The sequence below is a fragment of the Enteractinococcus fodinae genome (assembly GCF_031458395.1).
In the GTDB taxonomy this organism is placed as follows: domain Bacteria; phylum Actinomycetota; class Actinomycetes; order Actinomycetales; family Micrococcaceae; genus Yaniella; species Yaniella fodinae.
In genome coordinates, this window is record NZ_JAVDYJ010000001.1 from 2700581 (window position 1) to 2714883 (window position 14303).

Genomic DNA, 14303 nt, shown 5'->3' on the forward strand with positions numbered 1-14303 from the left:
GTACGATGTAGTCCACTATGCAATACCTCTCACGCGAACCGCAGGTGATCCAAGCCCAGCAAAAGCGTCGCCGCATCCGATTCCTCGTGTGGATCGCACTGGGCTGGATCGCCTTACTATTCAGCTACAGCGCGATCTTCCGCTGGTTGATGGCCCGCGAAGGCCAAACCCACGACTGGGCCAACGCCCTGTACTGGACCATTACCACGATGTCCACGCTGGGCTACGGTGATATCACCTTCGACTCGAACGCCGGGCGACTATTTTCGATGGTCGTGTTGGTCAGCGGGGTGCTGCTGATTTTGGTGTTACTGCCGTATCTGTTCATCCAGTTCGTCGTCACCCCATGGATTGCTGAACGCGATCAAGCCCGCGTGCCCCGCCGAGTGCCCGACAACCTGCGCGGCCATCTGTTACTGGTAGGACTGGATACGGTCAATCGCACGCTCATTGCTCGGGCCAAGCGCACCAAGACCCCTACGGTCGTGCTCGTTGATGACCCGGCCGAGGCCAGCCAACTCAAAGACGAAGGCTACCAAGCGATGGTCGGGGCGCTCGATTCGCCGGCCACGTATCGTAAGGCCGGCGTGGATCGGGCGCGCATGGTGGTCTCCACTCAAGCCGACACGACCAACACGAACGTCGCGTTCACCGTTCGGGCGGTCAGTGAAGACGTGTTGATCACCGTGACCGCCGATAAGAAAGCCTCCCGCGACGTGCTGACACTGGCCGGCGCGGATCACGTCGTGCAGCTCAGCTCGACCCTGGGCACCGAACTGGCCAACCGCATCCTTGGCACCACCGGGCGCTCCCACATTATTGATGCGATCGGTGAAACCTACGTCGCCGAGGCCGCGATAAAAGGTACCGCACTGGACGGGCTCACGCTAGAGCAAGCCCAGCGCCGCATCGACTCTGAAGCCCAGATTCTGGCGGTCATGCGCCGCGGGCATCTGGTGCCCCTGACCCCCGAAACCACCCTAGACGAGGGCATGGTCCTGATTATTGCGGGCACCAAGCGCGATCTGGACATCTATGACGACCAGTTCCAGAACCCGCAGCAACTCGAGGGGCCGGTGTTGGTCCTGGGCGGTGGACGAGTCGGTCGCGCCGTGGCCGAGACCTTCGAGCAATCCGACGTGCCCTACATGGTCGTCGAACAGGTCCCATCGCGAGTACCCAACCACCTGCACTCCATCGAAGGCGATGCGGCCGATTTTGATGTGCTCGAAGATGCCGGCTTACCCGAGGCCTCCGGGGTGGTCATCACCAGTCACGACGACGACCTCAATGTCTACCTCACCCTGTACTGCCACCGACTTCGTCCCGAACTACAAGTCATCTCGCGAGCCAGCTCAGAACATAACGTCGCAACGCTATACCGCGCAGGAGCCGACGGCGTCTTGTCCTATGCAGCCATCGGGGCCACGGCAATGTGGAATAAGCTGAGGCATTCGCATCGCGTAGTCATCGCGGAGGGCAATGAACTGTTCACCGTACCCGTACCGAGAACGCTTGACGGTGTGACCCTGCGGGACCCAAAGATCCTTGCGGCCACCGGATGCCACGTCGTCGGAGCGCTTGATACCGACAGCCGACTGCTGCCGTGGACGGAACGCGTCTCCGCCGATGAGACCAGCACCTTGTTATTGCTGGGCGACCGGCACGCTGAACGCGCGTTCCGTCGGAAGTATTTGAAACAACGCTAGCCGATGGCGCCTGCACTAGAAGGGCATGTCAAAGCCACAGACCTCATCGACGTAAGTTGCGGCATCTTGGACCTCGGGCTCTTCTAGTCGTTCTCGGAATTCCGCCCCAACCGCGTCGACATCGCCACCGGCCGAGGCAATCGAGGAGTTCAGCGTCTCAACCAGCGTATCGATGGAGCGTCCAAGCTGCTCATCCTGGGCTTCATCGGCGATGGTCTCCATTTCGGTGAACCCTTCGCTCACCTGCGACAGGATTTCGCCAAAACCCATGGATGCCGGATCAAGATCGCTGAATTCATCTACCACGTCCTGAAAGCGTTGGCAGGTCACTTCCGGTGGGTCACCCTCTTTGGTGAGGTTTTCGCCGGCGCCACATCCAGTCAGCACCAGCAGCGCGCTGGCAACGGGGACAATCGGGATAAGTTTGCTGAGCGACATGCTATTGGCCAATCTCGTCGACGCGGTTAGGAAAGTCTCGCTCTTATGGTCACATATCGGCGCCCCGATATGACAGTTCACCCGGTCGGTGGCACCACAGTACCGAGCTCTTTGCGCCACCACCACTGCCCGGTTTCGCGGCGTTCAGCTGCCGTCGCGTAGCGGTACTCGAAGATTCTGACCCGAATGAGCACGGGCGGTTCGCCATCGAACGGATCGGTGCGCAATAGCTTTCGAATTGCCTGGTCGCCGTCCAGGATCTTGTCTATCAACCGACGGAACCACGGTTGGTTCGGTGATCCCAGCGCCAAGAACCACATCATCCAATCCAGGCGCAGATGGTACGGCGCGACCTGTGGCGCACGTCGATACACATCGCCGGGCTTGCCCTTGAATTCATAGGCATGCCAGGCCTCTTCATCAGTTGGATCCGAACTCATCGTGCCTTCGATGATGATCTCCCGACGAGTTTGCGTCATGGCCCCAAACGCACCGTAGGCGTTGACCAGATGCCACCGGTTGAAACTGGCGTTCATCAGCTGATTTGAAGACCACAGGTTCATAAACGCCGGCCAGCTCAGGGCCAACAGGAACACAAAGACGATGGTGGTGAGCACAAGCCACCACACGGGCGAGGTGACCGATACCGTACTGTTGAGCACCGCGGTGACATGGTCCCATCCCCAGCCGGGCCACCCGGCCCCGAACAGGCCATAGAGAAACGAGTCGCTGATGGCTGAGAAACCTAACAAGATGGTCAGCCAGTTCAGCCACGCGTAGTTGCCGGTCACGACCAGCACCAGCTGGCTGAACATGATGACAAGGGCGGCGATTGATGCGACGGGTTGCGGAAAGAACAGCAGCCACGGCATCACAAGCTGGATCACGTGGCTGCCGAGCGTTTCGGTCTTGTGCCACCATTGGGGTTTCTGATGCGCCCACCGGCTCAGTGGGTTTGGCATCGGTTGGGTCTGGTGGTGGTAATTCATCGCGGTGAGATCACGCCAGGACGTATCGCCACGCATCTTGATCATCCCGGCCCCGAACTCCACACGGAACAGCGTCCACCGAAGGAACAGCAAGATAAGAAATGGCGGCGCGACATCTGGTGTCCCAAGGAAACCCACGACGAACCCGACTTCGAGCAGCAGCGATTCCCAGCCAAAGCCGTAGTAGTACTGGCCGATGTTGACGATCGAAAGATACAGCCACCACATGATCAAGAAGACCGGGATGGTGAGCCACCCGGGCCCCAGCTGAGCCAGTCCCACCACGACAGACAGGCTCAGCACCATGCCAATGACACATACGATGCGCAACAATCGGTCACTGTAGGGCGTAAACCGCCAGCGGAACAGACTTGGTTTATCGCGAGCGCTCGTGCGCGCAATATGTTCCGGGGCTGGACTCAGGCCGCGCTCGCCCAACAGCGCCGGGAACTGGTTGAACGCGGCCAGGAACGCGGTGAAGTAGAGCGCAGCGACCCCGCGGAACAGTACTTCGCGGGCGATCGTATAGTCGGAGGCCTCAAATAATGGGAGCCAGGTCGTTACATCCATGCATCTCACCTGCCTTAGGGGTGCTCTTTGAGCATAGAATACAACCGCTGAGGCGAGCCAAAGACTGTTCTAGCGTGCGGGCATGACCTGATCCGACTCGTTCGCGGTCGAATGCTGCGTGCTTTGTTCGCCACCGCGCGTTGGGATGAGCAAAATGAATAGGGCAGCCACTGCCCCGATCATCGCGAAGATCATGAAGTTCCATTCGAACGACACCTGCGCGGCAGCGATCCACCCACCGATTAGCGGTCCCATGATCGCCCCAACTCGTGCGAAACTCAGCGCCCAACCCGTGGCGGTGGCTCGTGCGTAGGCCGGGTAGTAATCGGCCACCCAGCCGGTGAGCACTAACGACGTCGAGATGGACCCCACCCCAGCGAGCGCTACGAACGCATAATTGATGATGATCGTGTTGGGGAACATCAGCATCAAAATACCGACGGCACCGATCAGATAGAACGTGACCAGGCAGATTTTCTTCCCCCATTTATCGGCGATGCCACCGATAACCAGCCCGCCGATGGCGGAGGCAAGCGAGAAGACAATGAGGAACGTCAGTGATGAGCCCAGATCATAGCCCGCATCGCGCATCAAGGACGGCAACCAGGTGTTCAGGCCGTATACCAGCAACAAGCCGCAGAACAGGCTCACCCAGAAACCGATTGTGGCCAGGGCTGTTTTGCCGCGAAACATGACCTTGACGGCGTCGATCGTTGAGTACTGCTTGCCGTCTTCTTTCGGGATGGGTCGCCAATCGGTCTCCTGGTAGGGATCGATGCGAAGCGCAGCCGCAACGCGTTCGGCGTCGTTACTGCGGCCGCGGGCCAACAGCGATTCGAGGGACTCCGGGGTGGCCTTGGCCAGCAGGGGCAGTAAGAGCAGCGGTAAAGCTCCGATGGCGACCACGCCGCGCCAGCCAATCAGTTCTAAGAACACCAACGCGACGAGTCCGGCAGACAGGATCCCCAGCGAGTATCCCGAGTACATCAGGCCATAGTTGAATGAGCGCTTGGCCGGTGGGGAGTATTCAATCGTCAGCGCGGCCGCGACCGGAATGACGCCACCCATGCCGAGGCCACCGATCAACCGAAAGAGTCCAAATACTTCGGGAGTCGGGGCCAGTGCGGCACCAACCTGGGCGAGTGAGAACAATAAGACGGCCGCCAGCAGCATCGTTCGTCGGCCAAATCGGTCCGACAATGTACCGATCACCATGGCACCGATCATCATCCCGACCAAAGCGTAGGACCCCAGTGCCCCAAGCTCCAACGGCGATAGCGCCCAGGCCTCATACTCGGCCAGCGCAGGCAGGATTGCACCGAGTACTCCAACGTCGTACCCTTCTGCCAGAATGGCGAAAAAGCAGCACAAGATGACTCGGTTTGTTGAGCTACGTGGGACTGGCCAGGCAATGGTGCTGGAAGGGCTCACATCGTTCTCCTTGGTTCTGAAGGCCTGACGCTCGAGCTCTTCGAGAAGTCTTGAGCATCAGCAATACAGTTTGCCTACCCTGAAGACCCGAAAAATGTATGCGTCGTCACATGACGGACCCGGGATCTTGCCAGCATGGTGCCCACCAGTTCCGCGTAGACCTTCTTCTCTAGGCAGGTGGCGACTTGCGGGCTGGCTTGCGACAGTGAGAAATCATACTTGTCAGGCTAAGCCAGCACTGAGGGCAGAACTGGTCGACGGCAGAGCGTAGAACTCTACGACCGGCTCAGCGTATCCCCATGGCCATTGCCCTATACCTCCCGACAGCATCGGAGTAAGGTTTATCTTAGAGTTGGCCTGCGCCAGTGCGACCAGCGTGATCAGAGGGGCAAGCTCATGACAAAGACCGCAAAAGACATGGTCACTGAGGCAAAGAGCCGGGTCGAGAATCTCGATCCAACACAGGTGGCGCAGGAGCAGGAGCGTGGGGCTGTCATCGTTGACCTTCGCGACGGCCCCGAGATTAAAGAAAACGGAAAGATTCCAGGATCAGTGCACATCCCGCGTGGAATGCTTGAATTTCGGGCGGATACCACCAGCCCGTACCACGATGCTTCCTTGAATCCAGATCGACGAATAATCCTGCATTGCGCAAGCGGTGGACGTTCCGCGCTCGGTGCCATGACGCTCCAAGAGATGGGTTACACACATGTCGCCCACCTCGACGGCGGCTTCAAAAGCTGGGTCGAGCAAGACCAGCCCATCGAACAAGGTTAGATTCGATGGATCTGTCTCAATTATTTTAACGGGCAGGTTCGAGGCCAGAAGAACCCCGCATGGCCGCTGCTGATGATAGCAGCGGCCATACGCCGTTCAGTCAGCTCCGGATAGTGCAAGACATATCCGTTCTGTTCACAGAAACCTAGAATGAAAAGAACAGCACTCTGAACCGAAAGGCCCTCAAGATTTAATATGCAGCAACTGACGCCTCATCTGATGTTCCAAGACGGTCGAGCCGAAGAAGCGCTGAAGTTTTATGTAGAACTCTTCGGTGGCGAAACTATCCTGCTGCTGAACTACGGAGAGGAAGCCGGAGAACTGGCAGGCAAGGTACAGATCGCCACGATTGATATCGCGGGTCAGCAGATCAACATGATGGACAGCTCGGCTGTGCACGAGTTTGATTTCACTCCGTCGATGTCGCTGTTTTTCCGGTGCGAATCCGAAGAACAACTCGACCACCTCTACAACGGGTTGATGGACGGTGGCAACGCGATGATGCCAAAGAGCGACTATGGTTTCGGACCTTATGCGTGGCTTGCTGATCGCTACGGAGTCTCATGGCAGTTGAGTTATAACCCCAACGCCTAGCCAAGAAGGGCTTCAGGAAACTCTTCGTCGGCCGCAGCGTACGCACGAATACGAGCGATGACTGATACAGGCACTGGTATGCGCTCATCACTGATCACCCATGCCAATTGAGTCATTCCCAGCGGTGCTTCCCCGTGCTCGACTAGCCGACGAGGTTCAGCCAGCAGGTCATCAGAGATATAATCTGATACCTCGACGAGCAACTTTTTGACGTCATGTAAGTATTGTTGCATCGCCGCATAATGTTCAGCTGATACCGGCATCGTTTCTGTTCATCCTTCTATTGAGCAACCGTGCGGATTCGCATTTGTAGGCGACTCACCGGTTTCTGTCTCTTCATAGATCCGCGTCCCTGCGCTGGCTGGATCGTCAGCCTGCGACAGCGTAATGGCGACCTCCAGGTCTGTGGTCAACAGCTCACGGGCGAGCTCGGCGTAGTCTTTGTTGTCCTCACACGCTTCGGGATCCCCGGCGTGGACCACTTCCAACGTCGATCTTACGTCCGCGTAGTGATAGTGGAATTGATAAATTTCTCCGAAACTAGCCTGCCCAGCCTCGAAGAGCTCTCGGGCCGCTGCCAGATCTGATTGGTCGAGGGCCACAATACTGATGGGTGCCCCGGAATTCGTGTGATACCGATCCCCTACTTGATGCTCCTCGTATGCCCAAGGTAATCGGTCCGTTCCGGCGTGCAATCCGACAGAAACTTTCTCTATTCCAGCGGGACTTTCGAAGGATTCGAGTTGTTCATACTGTTCCAGACCCTCCGTCAAGGTCTCAGCGTAGACCGTCAGCAGCAGTTCTGGTTGGCCATCTTCGGGGTCTTCGACGAAATACTCATCGAGTTGCCAGATTTGGAGCTCATCAGCAGGGGTGGCGCGCGCTGCTGCTAAAATTTCCGTCCACTCTTGTGCGGTGAAATTTGGGGCCCGGCGACTGCCAGCGCCGTCATCGAAACTCTTGAGCCAGGTGCCATGAACCTGGATATCAGGCACAGAACCGGTACGCTCTGCCGCGTTGGCGAGCAATCGCCCGGCTTCTTGTAGATCGGCGTCTTCGTGCAGCGCGGCGGAATAGTCATAGATACTGCGGGGCATCGCAATCGGGTCGCTACGCTCGTATTCGAAATTCACCGCGGCAAACTCATCCGAGGAGCGCAGCTCTCGGGCAGAGGACCGAAGTTCACGAATATACTCACTACTACAGCCGGTCAGCAGCAGACCGGCTGTCAACCCGATGGCGATAGCGCGAAACGGACGGCCTGACCAGTAGGTCCGAAATCCCATACCTGCCACGCTACCCGTTTCATCTCATCGGATACGACCCGTTTCAAAGGGTGGGCTAGACTCGCTGACGATGACACGGACCACCCGCTCAGCGATCATCGGGATGGCCGCAATTTTGGTCGCCGGCCTGAGCTTACGCATTCCGACGATCTCGTTGGGTCCACTCCTGCCAGACCTGCGGTCTTCGACTGGCTACGGTGAAACGCTGCTATCACTGCTGACCAGCATCCCACTGGCGCTCACCCTAGTTATCGCGCCCATGTCTCCGTGGTTGGCGCGTAGATTTGGGCGCAACCGAATCATCATCGTTGCGCTGACGACCGTCACGGTGGGGATCGTGGTCCGCTCGCTGCCGCATGATGTCGCGCTTTTTAGCGGAACCGTACTGTTAGGTGTCGGCATTGCGACGGGAACGGTACTGATTCCTGCGGCAATCGCCTCGGCTACCCCGGTGCTGCGAGCGCGACTGACCGGTACCTACTCAATGTCGCTGAGTCTTGGTCCGGCCCTAGCATTAGGCTTGACCGTTCCCATTATGCGCTGGACTGACTTGGACTGGACTGGGACTCTGGCTGTCTGGGCCGGATGCAGTCTCATCGCGGTGGTCCTCTGGGCTATCTACGCTCGCGATAGGTATCGCAACCCGACTCCCCAGACCGACTCATCCCCCGTTCCGCCCCAAGGGGTTCACAGGGTGCTTCGTGATCCATCGGTCTGGCAGATTGCGTTGTATCTCGGCATCACCTCAATCACGTTTTACGCAACGTCGACATGGCTACCGACAACGTTGATGATGGGCGGGGTCAGTACAGCCGCTGCGGGAAGTTATACAGCTATCATCAATATCGTCGCGATACCGTGTGCTTTTCTTGCGCCTGCGATCATGAGCCGAGGTTATGCGCAGTGGCTGGCCCCGTTGGCTCCCATCGGGGCGCTGATAGCCGTGGCATTGCTCCTGACAGTGGGCCCTTCGGGAGTCGTCATGACAGTGTTACTGTTCGGAATCTCGCAGGGTCTATGTCTAGGGGTCTCTTACGACCAAGTCGTCCGCTATGCCCGCTCTCCCGATCATGCGGCCGCCATTTCTGCGGTGACTTCTGCTTCGGGTGTCGCCTTGGCAGCGCTGGGCCCACTCGCATATGGCTTCGGTCTGGAAGTTACAGCCTCGGCTACCGCCTCATTGACTGGGCTGGGGGCTGTCGTGGCGTGTCAGATCCTTCTGGGTCTCCGAACCGGCCGGGTAGTCCGCGAGCCACGGCTTTAGTCAAGCGGTCGGTAATTACTCGTGGACGGTGCCAGCGTGGGCACCCAACCGTCAGCGGCTAACTGCGAGGTGAAGCCAAGTTTGAATTCGTATGCACCAGGTTCAAAGGAATCGGCCAAAAATTCGACGTTCTCATCGCTCAGCGCCTGTCGGTAGATAATGTTTCCACAGTCGGTCGTCTCAATGGTGATGAGCCAGACCGTGGAGCTAAACCGATTACCCTTGGTCGCTTCAGCGTCAATAACCTGACAAGTAACCCACTGATCATCGGTCCAATCCAGTGCCACCAGACTCATGAGGATCGCCATCCAACCAAAAACAATGACGAGGAACCAGCCGAAGATTACTCTGCCGAGCTTAGATTTCGGCCAACTCAAGCGATATCGCGAACTCACCGCTGCGGTCCTTCCTCAAGTGCATTGTCCTCGGCGGGCAGGCGTCGGATGTCCTTGGCCACGGCGGCGTGATCCAGCAGGCTCTTGCCTTCCGCGCGGCGCTGCGATACCGCGCCCAGTTTGAACTCATAGGGCCCGGGTTCAAAGGTTGCGGCCAGTCCGTCAACGTTCTCCTCGTTGGTGCCTATTTGGTAAACGATTGTCCCGCAGTCTTCGGTGTAGACAGCCAAGTACCACGGCACCGAGGAATGATTGTCGCCGCGCTGGGGTTTGGCCCCCGTCACGTCGCAGCGAACCCAGGTCACGTCTTGGGCGTCACGTAGCCCATCGGACAACAACCATGTGCCCGCCAGCGCCATAACCGTCAGGGAGATCACCGTCACGAGACCATCGCGGCGCGGGGAAGTTTTGGCGTGACGACCTGCCATAACTGGCTATTCCACGTCCTCGACAACCCAGGTGATGCTGTCGAGGTCTCCCGGCCGGTAATCGACCCCGAGTTCTTCGGGGTCGTCGACTGCGGTATAGAAGCCCACGTTGCCGGTGGCGCACTCGCCGAGCGACAGCTCGCGTGCTTCAATCGGGTCCTCGATGTCATCCATTCCATGAGCTAACTGGGCGGGATCGCCGTGGAACATCCGGAAGTGTTCCGGGTCCACTGCGTCGGCCTCTTCAGCCGCGCAGTATTCGACATTGACCTGGTAGTGATGCCCGAACTCGGTGGGATATTCCGCATCCTCACCGGGCTCAATTTCGGTCACGCTATTGACCGTGACTCGGGACCAGTTCGATAACGTTGCCATCTCACCGACTACGGTGTCCACCGAGCCGACATCACGTTCTGGTTCTTCGGCCGGTTCGCCTGGCTCTTGCGAGGCGTGTTCGGGGGCCGGTTCCCCCACGCTCCGGAAATCATCCAACCAGGACATGAACACCGCAAACCCGATGATGGCAAGCGGGATGACCACGACACCAAGCTTTGCCATTTGGGTAGTTCGGACGCGTTGTCGTGCTGGACCCGGCAGGGCCGCGTTGCGGGCGGTAATGCGCGGCACGCCGACCGTGCGCTGGGCGATGAGCTCACGAAGCTGTTGCTGCTTGCGATGGGTGTCGAAAACAATCTCAACCGTGCGGTACTCGGCGTCAATCAACACCGCACAGTCTTCGACGTCGTCAATGACCAGGATTAAAGAGTTCAGATCAACGCGATCGTATTCGCTTGGTACCCCACGAGAACCCGAACGACGGCGCTCGAGGACGTCGGTGCCAACGATCACATGGTCGCGGCCTGCTTTGGCTTTAAATCGTTGTCCCTCGGGGGAGGGTAGTTCGTCCGCGACAGGACCGTACCCCACAGGCGTGCGCGAGTGCGGGTCGGTGAAAAAGCGCATCGTGGCGCGTGCCCGGGAAAGCGCCTGTTGTGTTCCTTCGGGGGTGGCAGGGTCTTCTGCCAGGCCGTGGACTCGGTTGTCCAGGATGCGGGCCAGAGGCCGGTTGTTCATCTCCCCTTGAGCAGCCTCGGCGATACGGTGATCGGGGATCGGTTTGGAGACCAGCTGGGCCTGAATCTCCGAGCGCTGCTCCCCGTACAGAATGGTATCGGCGGTCATGTAGGTCACCAGCGTGTCGGGGCCGATCGGCAACAGCGAGACCGACAAGCCCAACTCCCGCCGGGTCACGTCCCGGATGTGTTGGCTCAGTTGCTGGGCCAACACACGCGCCGCGGCGGAGCCATCGGCCGAAGTGGGCACCACAGTCGAAATCAGTGCGTAACCGGCCCGGAATTCCATCGCTCCGGGGCGTGCTTCGTCACGATACCGCGAAGGCTCGCTCGCCTGCACAGTTCTGGGCAACGGTGCGAAGGAGCTGTTCACGAGTTGCTCGGTGTTGGTGCACATGACGGCTCGAACATTGCCGGCTGCCGGGTCCAGATACCGCAATAGTGCCATCGGATCCTGTTGCGCCTGGATCTCAAGCGTTTGGGATGCCGCAAACGTCAACGAGGAGAGCCCGAATCGAGACGTCAGGTCTCGGGGTGCTGCTGAAACGTTCACGTCCACGGGCGGCGCCGCATCCAACTGATGCCGACCGGCGAATACCTCGGCCAGTCGTTGCCACGCGGCTCGCAGCGTCGCGATATCACCGTGCATTCCCACCGAGGTGATATCCGTCCCGACGCTGACTGAAATTTCGGGCACCGAGGCCCGTCCGAATCCCATTTCGACGGGCCGGGAGAGCTCGGCTTGGAGCATGCCAGCTGCCAACTGGAGCGTCCCGTACTGGTCGATCGGTTCATGAACCAGCCCATAACCTAGGGTCAGACTCAGATACGGGCCGGACTCTGGGGTCTCGATAACGCACCAGTCATAGCCGTCTACTTCGCGCCACTGCATCCTTCGATAATAACCACAGCCTCACCGCTGTCGCGTTCATTACTCGGTCCATTGCAGCCTTTATAATCAACTCGATCGACAACCATCGACCATGAGCTCACGAAGAGGTGCACAGTGACTCACACCCAGCCCGAAGCCAGGCCGCCCAAGACCTGGCGGCAGCGTCTCATGCTGGGACTCACCGTGTTCTTGTTTTTGTGGATGTTTGCACTGTTACCGCTGAGTTGTGTCTCGATGGGCGCCGAGCAGCCCGTCGATCTGCGCTGGGCGACCTGTCACATCACCGAGGCCACCGCAGAACACACCGACGACGAAGAGCACCCGTGGCGGATCGTGCTCGAGTCAGCAGACTGCCCGACCCTGATCTATACCGACGGGCTGACCGACGACAACGTGGACGCCCTGGTCAGTACGTTTGAACAGGCACCATATGAAGTGTGGGTGCATGAATCAGCCATCGATGCTGACGGCGGCATCCGGTACGCACAAGAGCTCAAGATTCACTCCTACCGCCCCGCACCCGAAATCGCCTCGTAAAAGCGTTCTGTAACTCCCTGCCGGCAGCCTCGGTGTGCATAATGGGAACATGGCCACCAACCTTTTACTGCTAGCCGATACGCACATTCCAAAGAGAGCGAAACGCCTGCCGGAAGCAGTGCTTGAGGCCATCGATGCTGCCGATATTGTCGTTCATGCCGGCGACTGGATGGATCTGGAGACCTACGAGTTACTCCAAAGCCGCGCGCGGGTCCTGCACGGCGTGTATGGCAATAATGACGGACCGGAGCTGCGGGCGATACTGCCCGAGGTGGCGTATTTTACGGTTGAGGATTTGAGCCTGGCGGTGATTCATGAGACCGGGCAAGCCAAGCGGCGGGAGGAGCGCGCGGACGAGGCCTTCCCCTCGACCGACGTGTTGATTTTCGGTCATTCGCATATTCCCTGGGATACGGTGTCCCCGCGTGGCATGCGGTTGTTGAACCCCGGTTCTCCCACAGATCGACGTCGGCAGCCCCATTGCACCATGATGACGGCGGTCATCGACGGCAGTGACATCGAGGTTGAACTGCACCGCGTGAATCGTTCGTGAGCTTCTCCGCGTGCACTAGTGAATCTGCGCTAATCTTCCTTGCGCCCTCTACCCTTTGTCCTTCAAACAGCTTCGTAGAGCGTGGATCAGTTTCGTCCAATGTCTCGGAGCCATGCAAGCAGGTCAGCTTGCTGAGCTGGCGAGAACTCTGCGAGGATGTTGCTCCCGTGGAGCAGTAGCAGGCTGTTGTCATTGAAGCGAACGTTCTGCAGGCTGGTGCCCACGGCGCTACTGGGTGGGATCAGGGTCGGTGACGCCAAGAAATAGTCTCCGGGCGGGGTCGCGGAGATCGCGTCAATCAAAATAGGGCCGGCCGTCAGCTCGTAGATGTCTAAGAAATCGAATTCCATCTCATGTCCTGCGGTGGAGGCGTTTACCATCGGTATGATCTTCGGTTTCTGACCGAACAGCCGATTTCGAGTTCGAACGCTTTGTCGAAAGCATACCTCGCCGAGATATAGGGGTGCTGCCTCAAACTGATCGTTCATATGTGCTGTTGCTGCTTCATCGTTTCGAGTGGTGACTTCTCGGGACTGACGTTTCAGCCCATCCGGGTTGCCCAGCGCCAATGCACCAGCGATATAACCCAGCGGACTCATGATGAACCAATGCTGGTCCGGACGAAAGTCTCCATCGCGCAGTACAAACAACACCCCGTATCCGAGGACAAAAACCGCAAGGATAATCCATCCGGAGTACTTCGAGTTCGGCGCAACGTGGAACCCAGCGAGCACGCCAAAAGTTAGAAAGGCTACAACACTGACGATGAGCTGCGCGCCTAACTGCGGCGGCTTAGAGAAAAAGACCGGTCCGACCACGGCGAGCGCAAAGAAAACCGCCACGACTAGCAACGCCAACAGCAGGTTGCGACGATCTGCGAATCGATGGTGCACCTAGTGATAACCCTCTACAAAAGAAACGGAGTGTAGCCGCCACGCTGCCCCCGGTATATGAGAAGTTTTTCAACAGGCGACTAACCGCACACCAGATTACCAGTGCATGCTCCCCTGTCCTGCTCGCCCAGCGGCTTACTGCGATGAACGGTAATCCTGGGCAGTAGCAGCCATTAATGGTAACCAACCATGGGCCGCTGCTCGAGAGGACAGTCCGAATTCGAAATCATATGCTCCACGTTGAAAAGAGGAAGCGAGCTCCCCCACGTTCTCCTCGGTGACGCCCACTGAATACACCACGCGTCCGCAATCTTCAGTTTCGATACCGACGAGCCACTCCGAAGCATTAAACCGGTGTCCTTTCGAGGGCTCAGCGCTGATGACTTCGCAGGTGGCCCATTTCGGGTCATGTTGATCAAACAGCAAAAGATCATGAATGCGGGGACGAATACAGCGAAGACGAGAATGAGCGCA

General features: G+C 58.5%; 16 protein-coding genes. 6 read left to right on the top strand and 10 right to left on the bottom strand.

The features are described 5' to 3' along the window. Positions 1-17 precede the first annotated feature (17 nt). Positions 18-1709, top strand: coding sequence for a potassium channel family protein (locus J2S62_RS12655; RefSeq protein ID WP_310175291.1), 1692 nt, complete (start codon positions 18-20; stop codon positions 1707-1709). A 15-nt stretch (positions 1710-1724) separates the two neighbouring features. Here the strand turns inward: J2S62_RS12655 and J2S62_RS12660 are convergent, their stop codons facing one another. The 3 genes from J2S62_RS12660 to J2S62_RS12670 all read right to left on the bottom strand — a co-directional run bounded on the left by J2S62_RS12660 (position 1725) and on the right by J2S62_RS12670 (position 5137). Beyond that, complete coding sequence (locus tag J2S62_RS12660; RefSeq protein WP_310175293.1) at positions 1725-2147, bottom strand: hypothetical protein; 423 nt, start codon at positions 2145-2147, stop codon at positions 1725-1727. Between the two features lie 77 nt (positions 2148-2224). Continuing rightward, complete coding sequence (locus tag J2S62_RS12665; protein WP_310175296.1) at positions 2225-3706, bottom strand: lipase maturation factor family protein; 1482 nt, start codon at positions 3704-3706, stop codon at positions 2225-2227. A 69-nt stretch (positions 3707-3775) separates the two neighbouring features. Further along, the gene (locus J2S62_RS12670) at positions 3776-5137 is read right to left on the bottom strand and encodes an MFS transporter (protein ID WP_310175298.1); all 1362 of its coding nucleotides are present in this window, start codon (positions 5135-5137) and stop codon (positions 3776-3778) included. Positions 5138-5533: 396 nt separating this feature from the next. Between J2S62_RS12670 and J2S62_RS12675 the strand changes: the two genes are divergently transcribed. Then, entirely contained in the window at positions 5534-5914 is a 381-nt protein-coding gene (locus J2S62_RS12675; protein WP_310175300.1) for a rhodanese-like domain-containing protein, read from the top strand. Positions 5915-6109: 195 nt separating this feature from the next. Continuing rightward, the gene (locus J2S62_RS12680; RefSeq protein WP_310175302.1) at positions 6110-6508 is read left to right on the top strand and encodes a VOC family protein; all 399 of its coding nucleotides are present in this window, start codon (positions 6110-6112) and stop codon (positions 6506-6508) included. Here J2S62_RS12680 and J2S62_RS12685 read toward each other — a convergent pair. Together J2S62_RS12685 and J2S62_RS12690 are read right to left on the bottom strand one after the other, a co-directional pair. After that, positions 6505-6771, bottom strand: a complete 267-nt coding sequence (locus J2S62_RS12685) for a hypothetical protein (protein ID WP_310175305.1) — start codon at positions 6769-6771, stop codon at positions 6505-6507. The genes J2S62_RS12680 and J2S62_RS12685 overlap by 4 nt on opposite strands. 9 nt (positions 6772-6780) lie before the next feature. Next, a complete protein-coding gene (locus J2S62_RS12690) occupies positions 6781-7794 on the bottom strand; it encodes a hypothetical protein (RefSeq protein WP_310175307.1) in 1014 nt (337 codons plus the stop codon). Between the two features lie 70 nt (positions 7795-7864). On the opposite strand from J2S62_RS12690, the gene J2S62_RS12695 reads away from it, so the two are divergent. Continuing rightward, positions 7865-9058, top strand: a complete 1194-nt coding sequence (locus J2S62_RS12695; protein WP_310175310.1) for an MFS transporter — start codon at positions 7865-7867, stop codon at positions 9056-9058. Here J2S62_RS12695 and J2S62_RS12700 read toward each other — a convergent pair. From J2S62_RS12700 to J2S62_RS12710, 3 genes are read right to left on the bottom strand one after another with little or no spacing between them, the layout of a single operon-like run. Further along, entirely contained in the window at positions 9055-9453 is a 399-nt protein-coding gene (locus tag J2S62_RS12700; protein WP_310175312.1) for a hypothetical protein, read from the bottom strand. The two genes, J2S62_RS12695 and J2S62_RS12700, sit on opposite strands and share 4 nt — an antisense overlap. Further along, complete coding sequence (locus J2S62_RS12705) at positions 9450-9881, bottom strand: hypothetical protein (protein ID WP_310175314.1); 432 nt, start codon at positions 9879-9881, stop codon at positions 9450-9452. Before J2S62_RS12705 ends, J2S62_RS12700 begins: the two co-directional genes overlap by 4 nt. Positions 9882-9887: 6 nt before the next feature. After that, the gene (locus J2S62_RS12710; RefSeq protein WP_310175316.1) at positions 9888-11846 is read right to left on the bottom strand and encodes a hypothetical protein; all 1959 of its coding nucleotides are present in this window, start codon (positions 11844-11846) and stop codon (positions 9888-9890) included. Positions 11847-11960: 114 nt separating this feature from the next. Between J2S62_RS12710 and J2S62_RS12715 the strand changes: the two genes are divergently transcribed. Together J2S62_RS12715 and J2S62_RS12720 are read left to right on the top strand one after the other, a co-directional pair. After that, a complete protein-coding gene (locus J2S62_RS12715) occupies positions 11961-12383 on the top strand; it encodes a hypothetical protein (RefSeq protein WP_310175319.1) in 423 nt (140 codons plus the stop codon). A gap of 49 nt (positions 12384-12432) precedes the next feature. After that, positions 12433-12936, top strand: coding sequence for a metallophosphoesterase family protein (locus J2S62_RS12720; protein ID WP_310175321.1), 504 nt, complete (start codon positions 12433-12435; stop codon positions 12934-12936). A gap of 86 nt (positions 12937-13022) precedes the next feature. Here J2S62_RS12720 and J2S62_RS12725 read toward each other — a convergent pair whose 3' ends face one another. Both J2S62_RS12725 and J2S62_RS12730 read right to left on the bottom strand, forming a co-directional pair. After that, positions 13023-13829, bottom strand: coding sequence for a hypothetical protein (locus J2S62_RS12725; RefSeq protein ID WP_310175324.1), 807 nt, complete (start codon positions 13827-13829; stop codon positions 13023-13025). A gap of 135 nt (positions 13830-13964) precedes the next feature. Then, entirely contained in the window at positions 13965-14255 is a 291-nt protein-coding gene (locus tag J2S62_RS12730) for a hypothetical protein (RefSeq protein WP_310175326.1), read from the bottom strand. Between the last annotated feature and the right edge of the window lie 48 nt (positions 14256-14303).

Excerpts from the sequence above, each read along its gene's own strand:
- J2S62_RS12690 (WP_310175307.1), bottom strand. The coding sequence starts at position 7,794 with ATGGGATTTCGGACCTACTGGTCAGGCCGTCCGTTTCGCGCTATCGCC.
- J2S62_RS12685 (WP_310175305.1), bottom strand. The coding sequence starts at position 6,771 with ATGCCGGTATCAGCTGAACATTATGCGGCGATGCAACAATACTTACAT.
- J2S62_RS12655 (WP_310175291.1), top strand. The coding sequence starts at position 18 with ATGCAATACCTCTCACGCGAACCGCAGGTGATCCAAGCCCAGCAAAAG.
- J2S62_RS12720 (WP_310175321.1), top strand. The coding sequence starts at position 12,433 with ATGGCCACCAACCTTTTACTGCTAGCCGATACGCACATTCCAAAGAGA.
- J2S62_RS12660 (WP_310175293.1), bottom strand. The coding sequence starts at position 2,147 with ATGTCGCTCAGCAAACTTATCCCGATTGTCCCCGTTGCCAGCGCGCTG.
- J2S62_RS12705 (WP_310175314.1), bottom strand. The coding sequence starts at position 9,881 with ATGGCAGGTCGTCACGCCAAAACTTCCCCGCGCCGCGATGGTCTCGTG.
- J2S62_RS12680 (WP_310175302.1), top strand. The coding sequence starts at position 6,110 with ATGCAGCAACTGACGCCTCATCTGATGTTCCAAGACGGTCGAGCCGAA.
- J2S62_RS12710 (WP_310175316.1), bottom strand. The coding sequence starts at position 11,846 with ATGCAGTGGCGCGAAGTAGACGGCTATGACTGGTGCGTTATCGAGACC.
- J2S62_RS12665 (WP_310175296.1), bottom strand. The coding sequence starts at position 3,706 with ATGGATGTAACGACCTGGCTCCCATTATTTGAGGCCTCCGACTATACG.
- J2S62_RS12695 (WP_310175310.1), top strand. The coding sequence starts at position 7,865 with ATGACACGGACCACCCGCTCAGCGATCATCGGGATGGCCGCAATTTTG.
- J2S62_RS12675 (WP_310175300.1), top strand. The coding sequence starts at position 5,534 with ATGACAAAGACCGCAAAAGACATGGTCACTGAGGCAAAGAGCCGGGTC.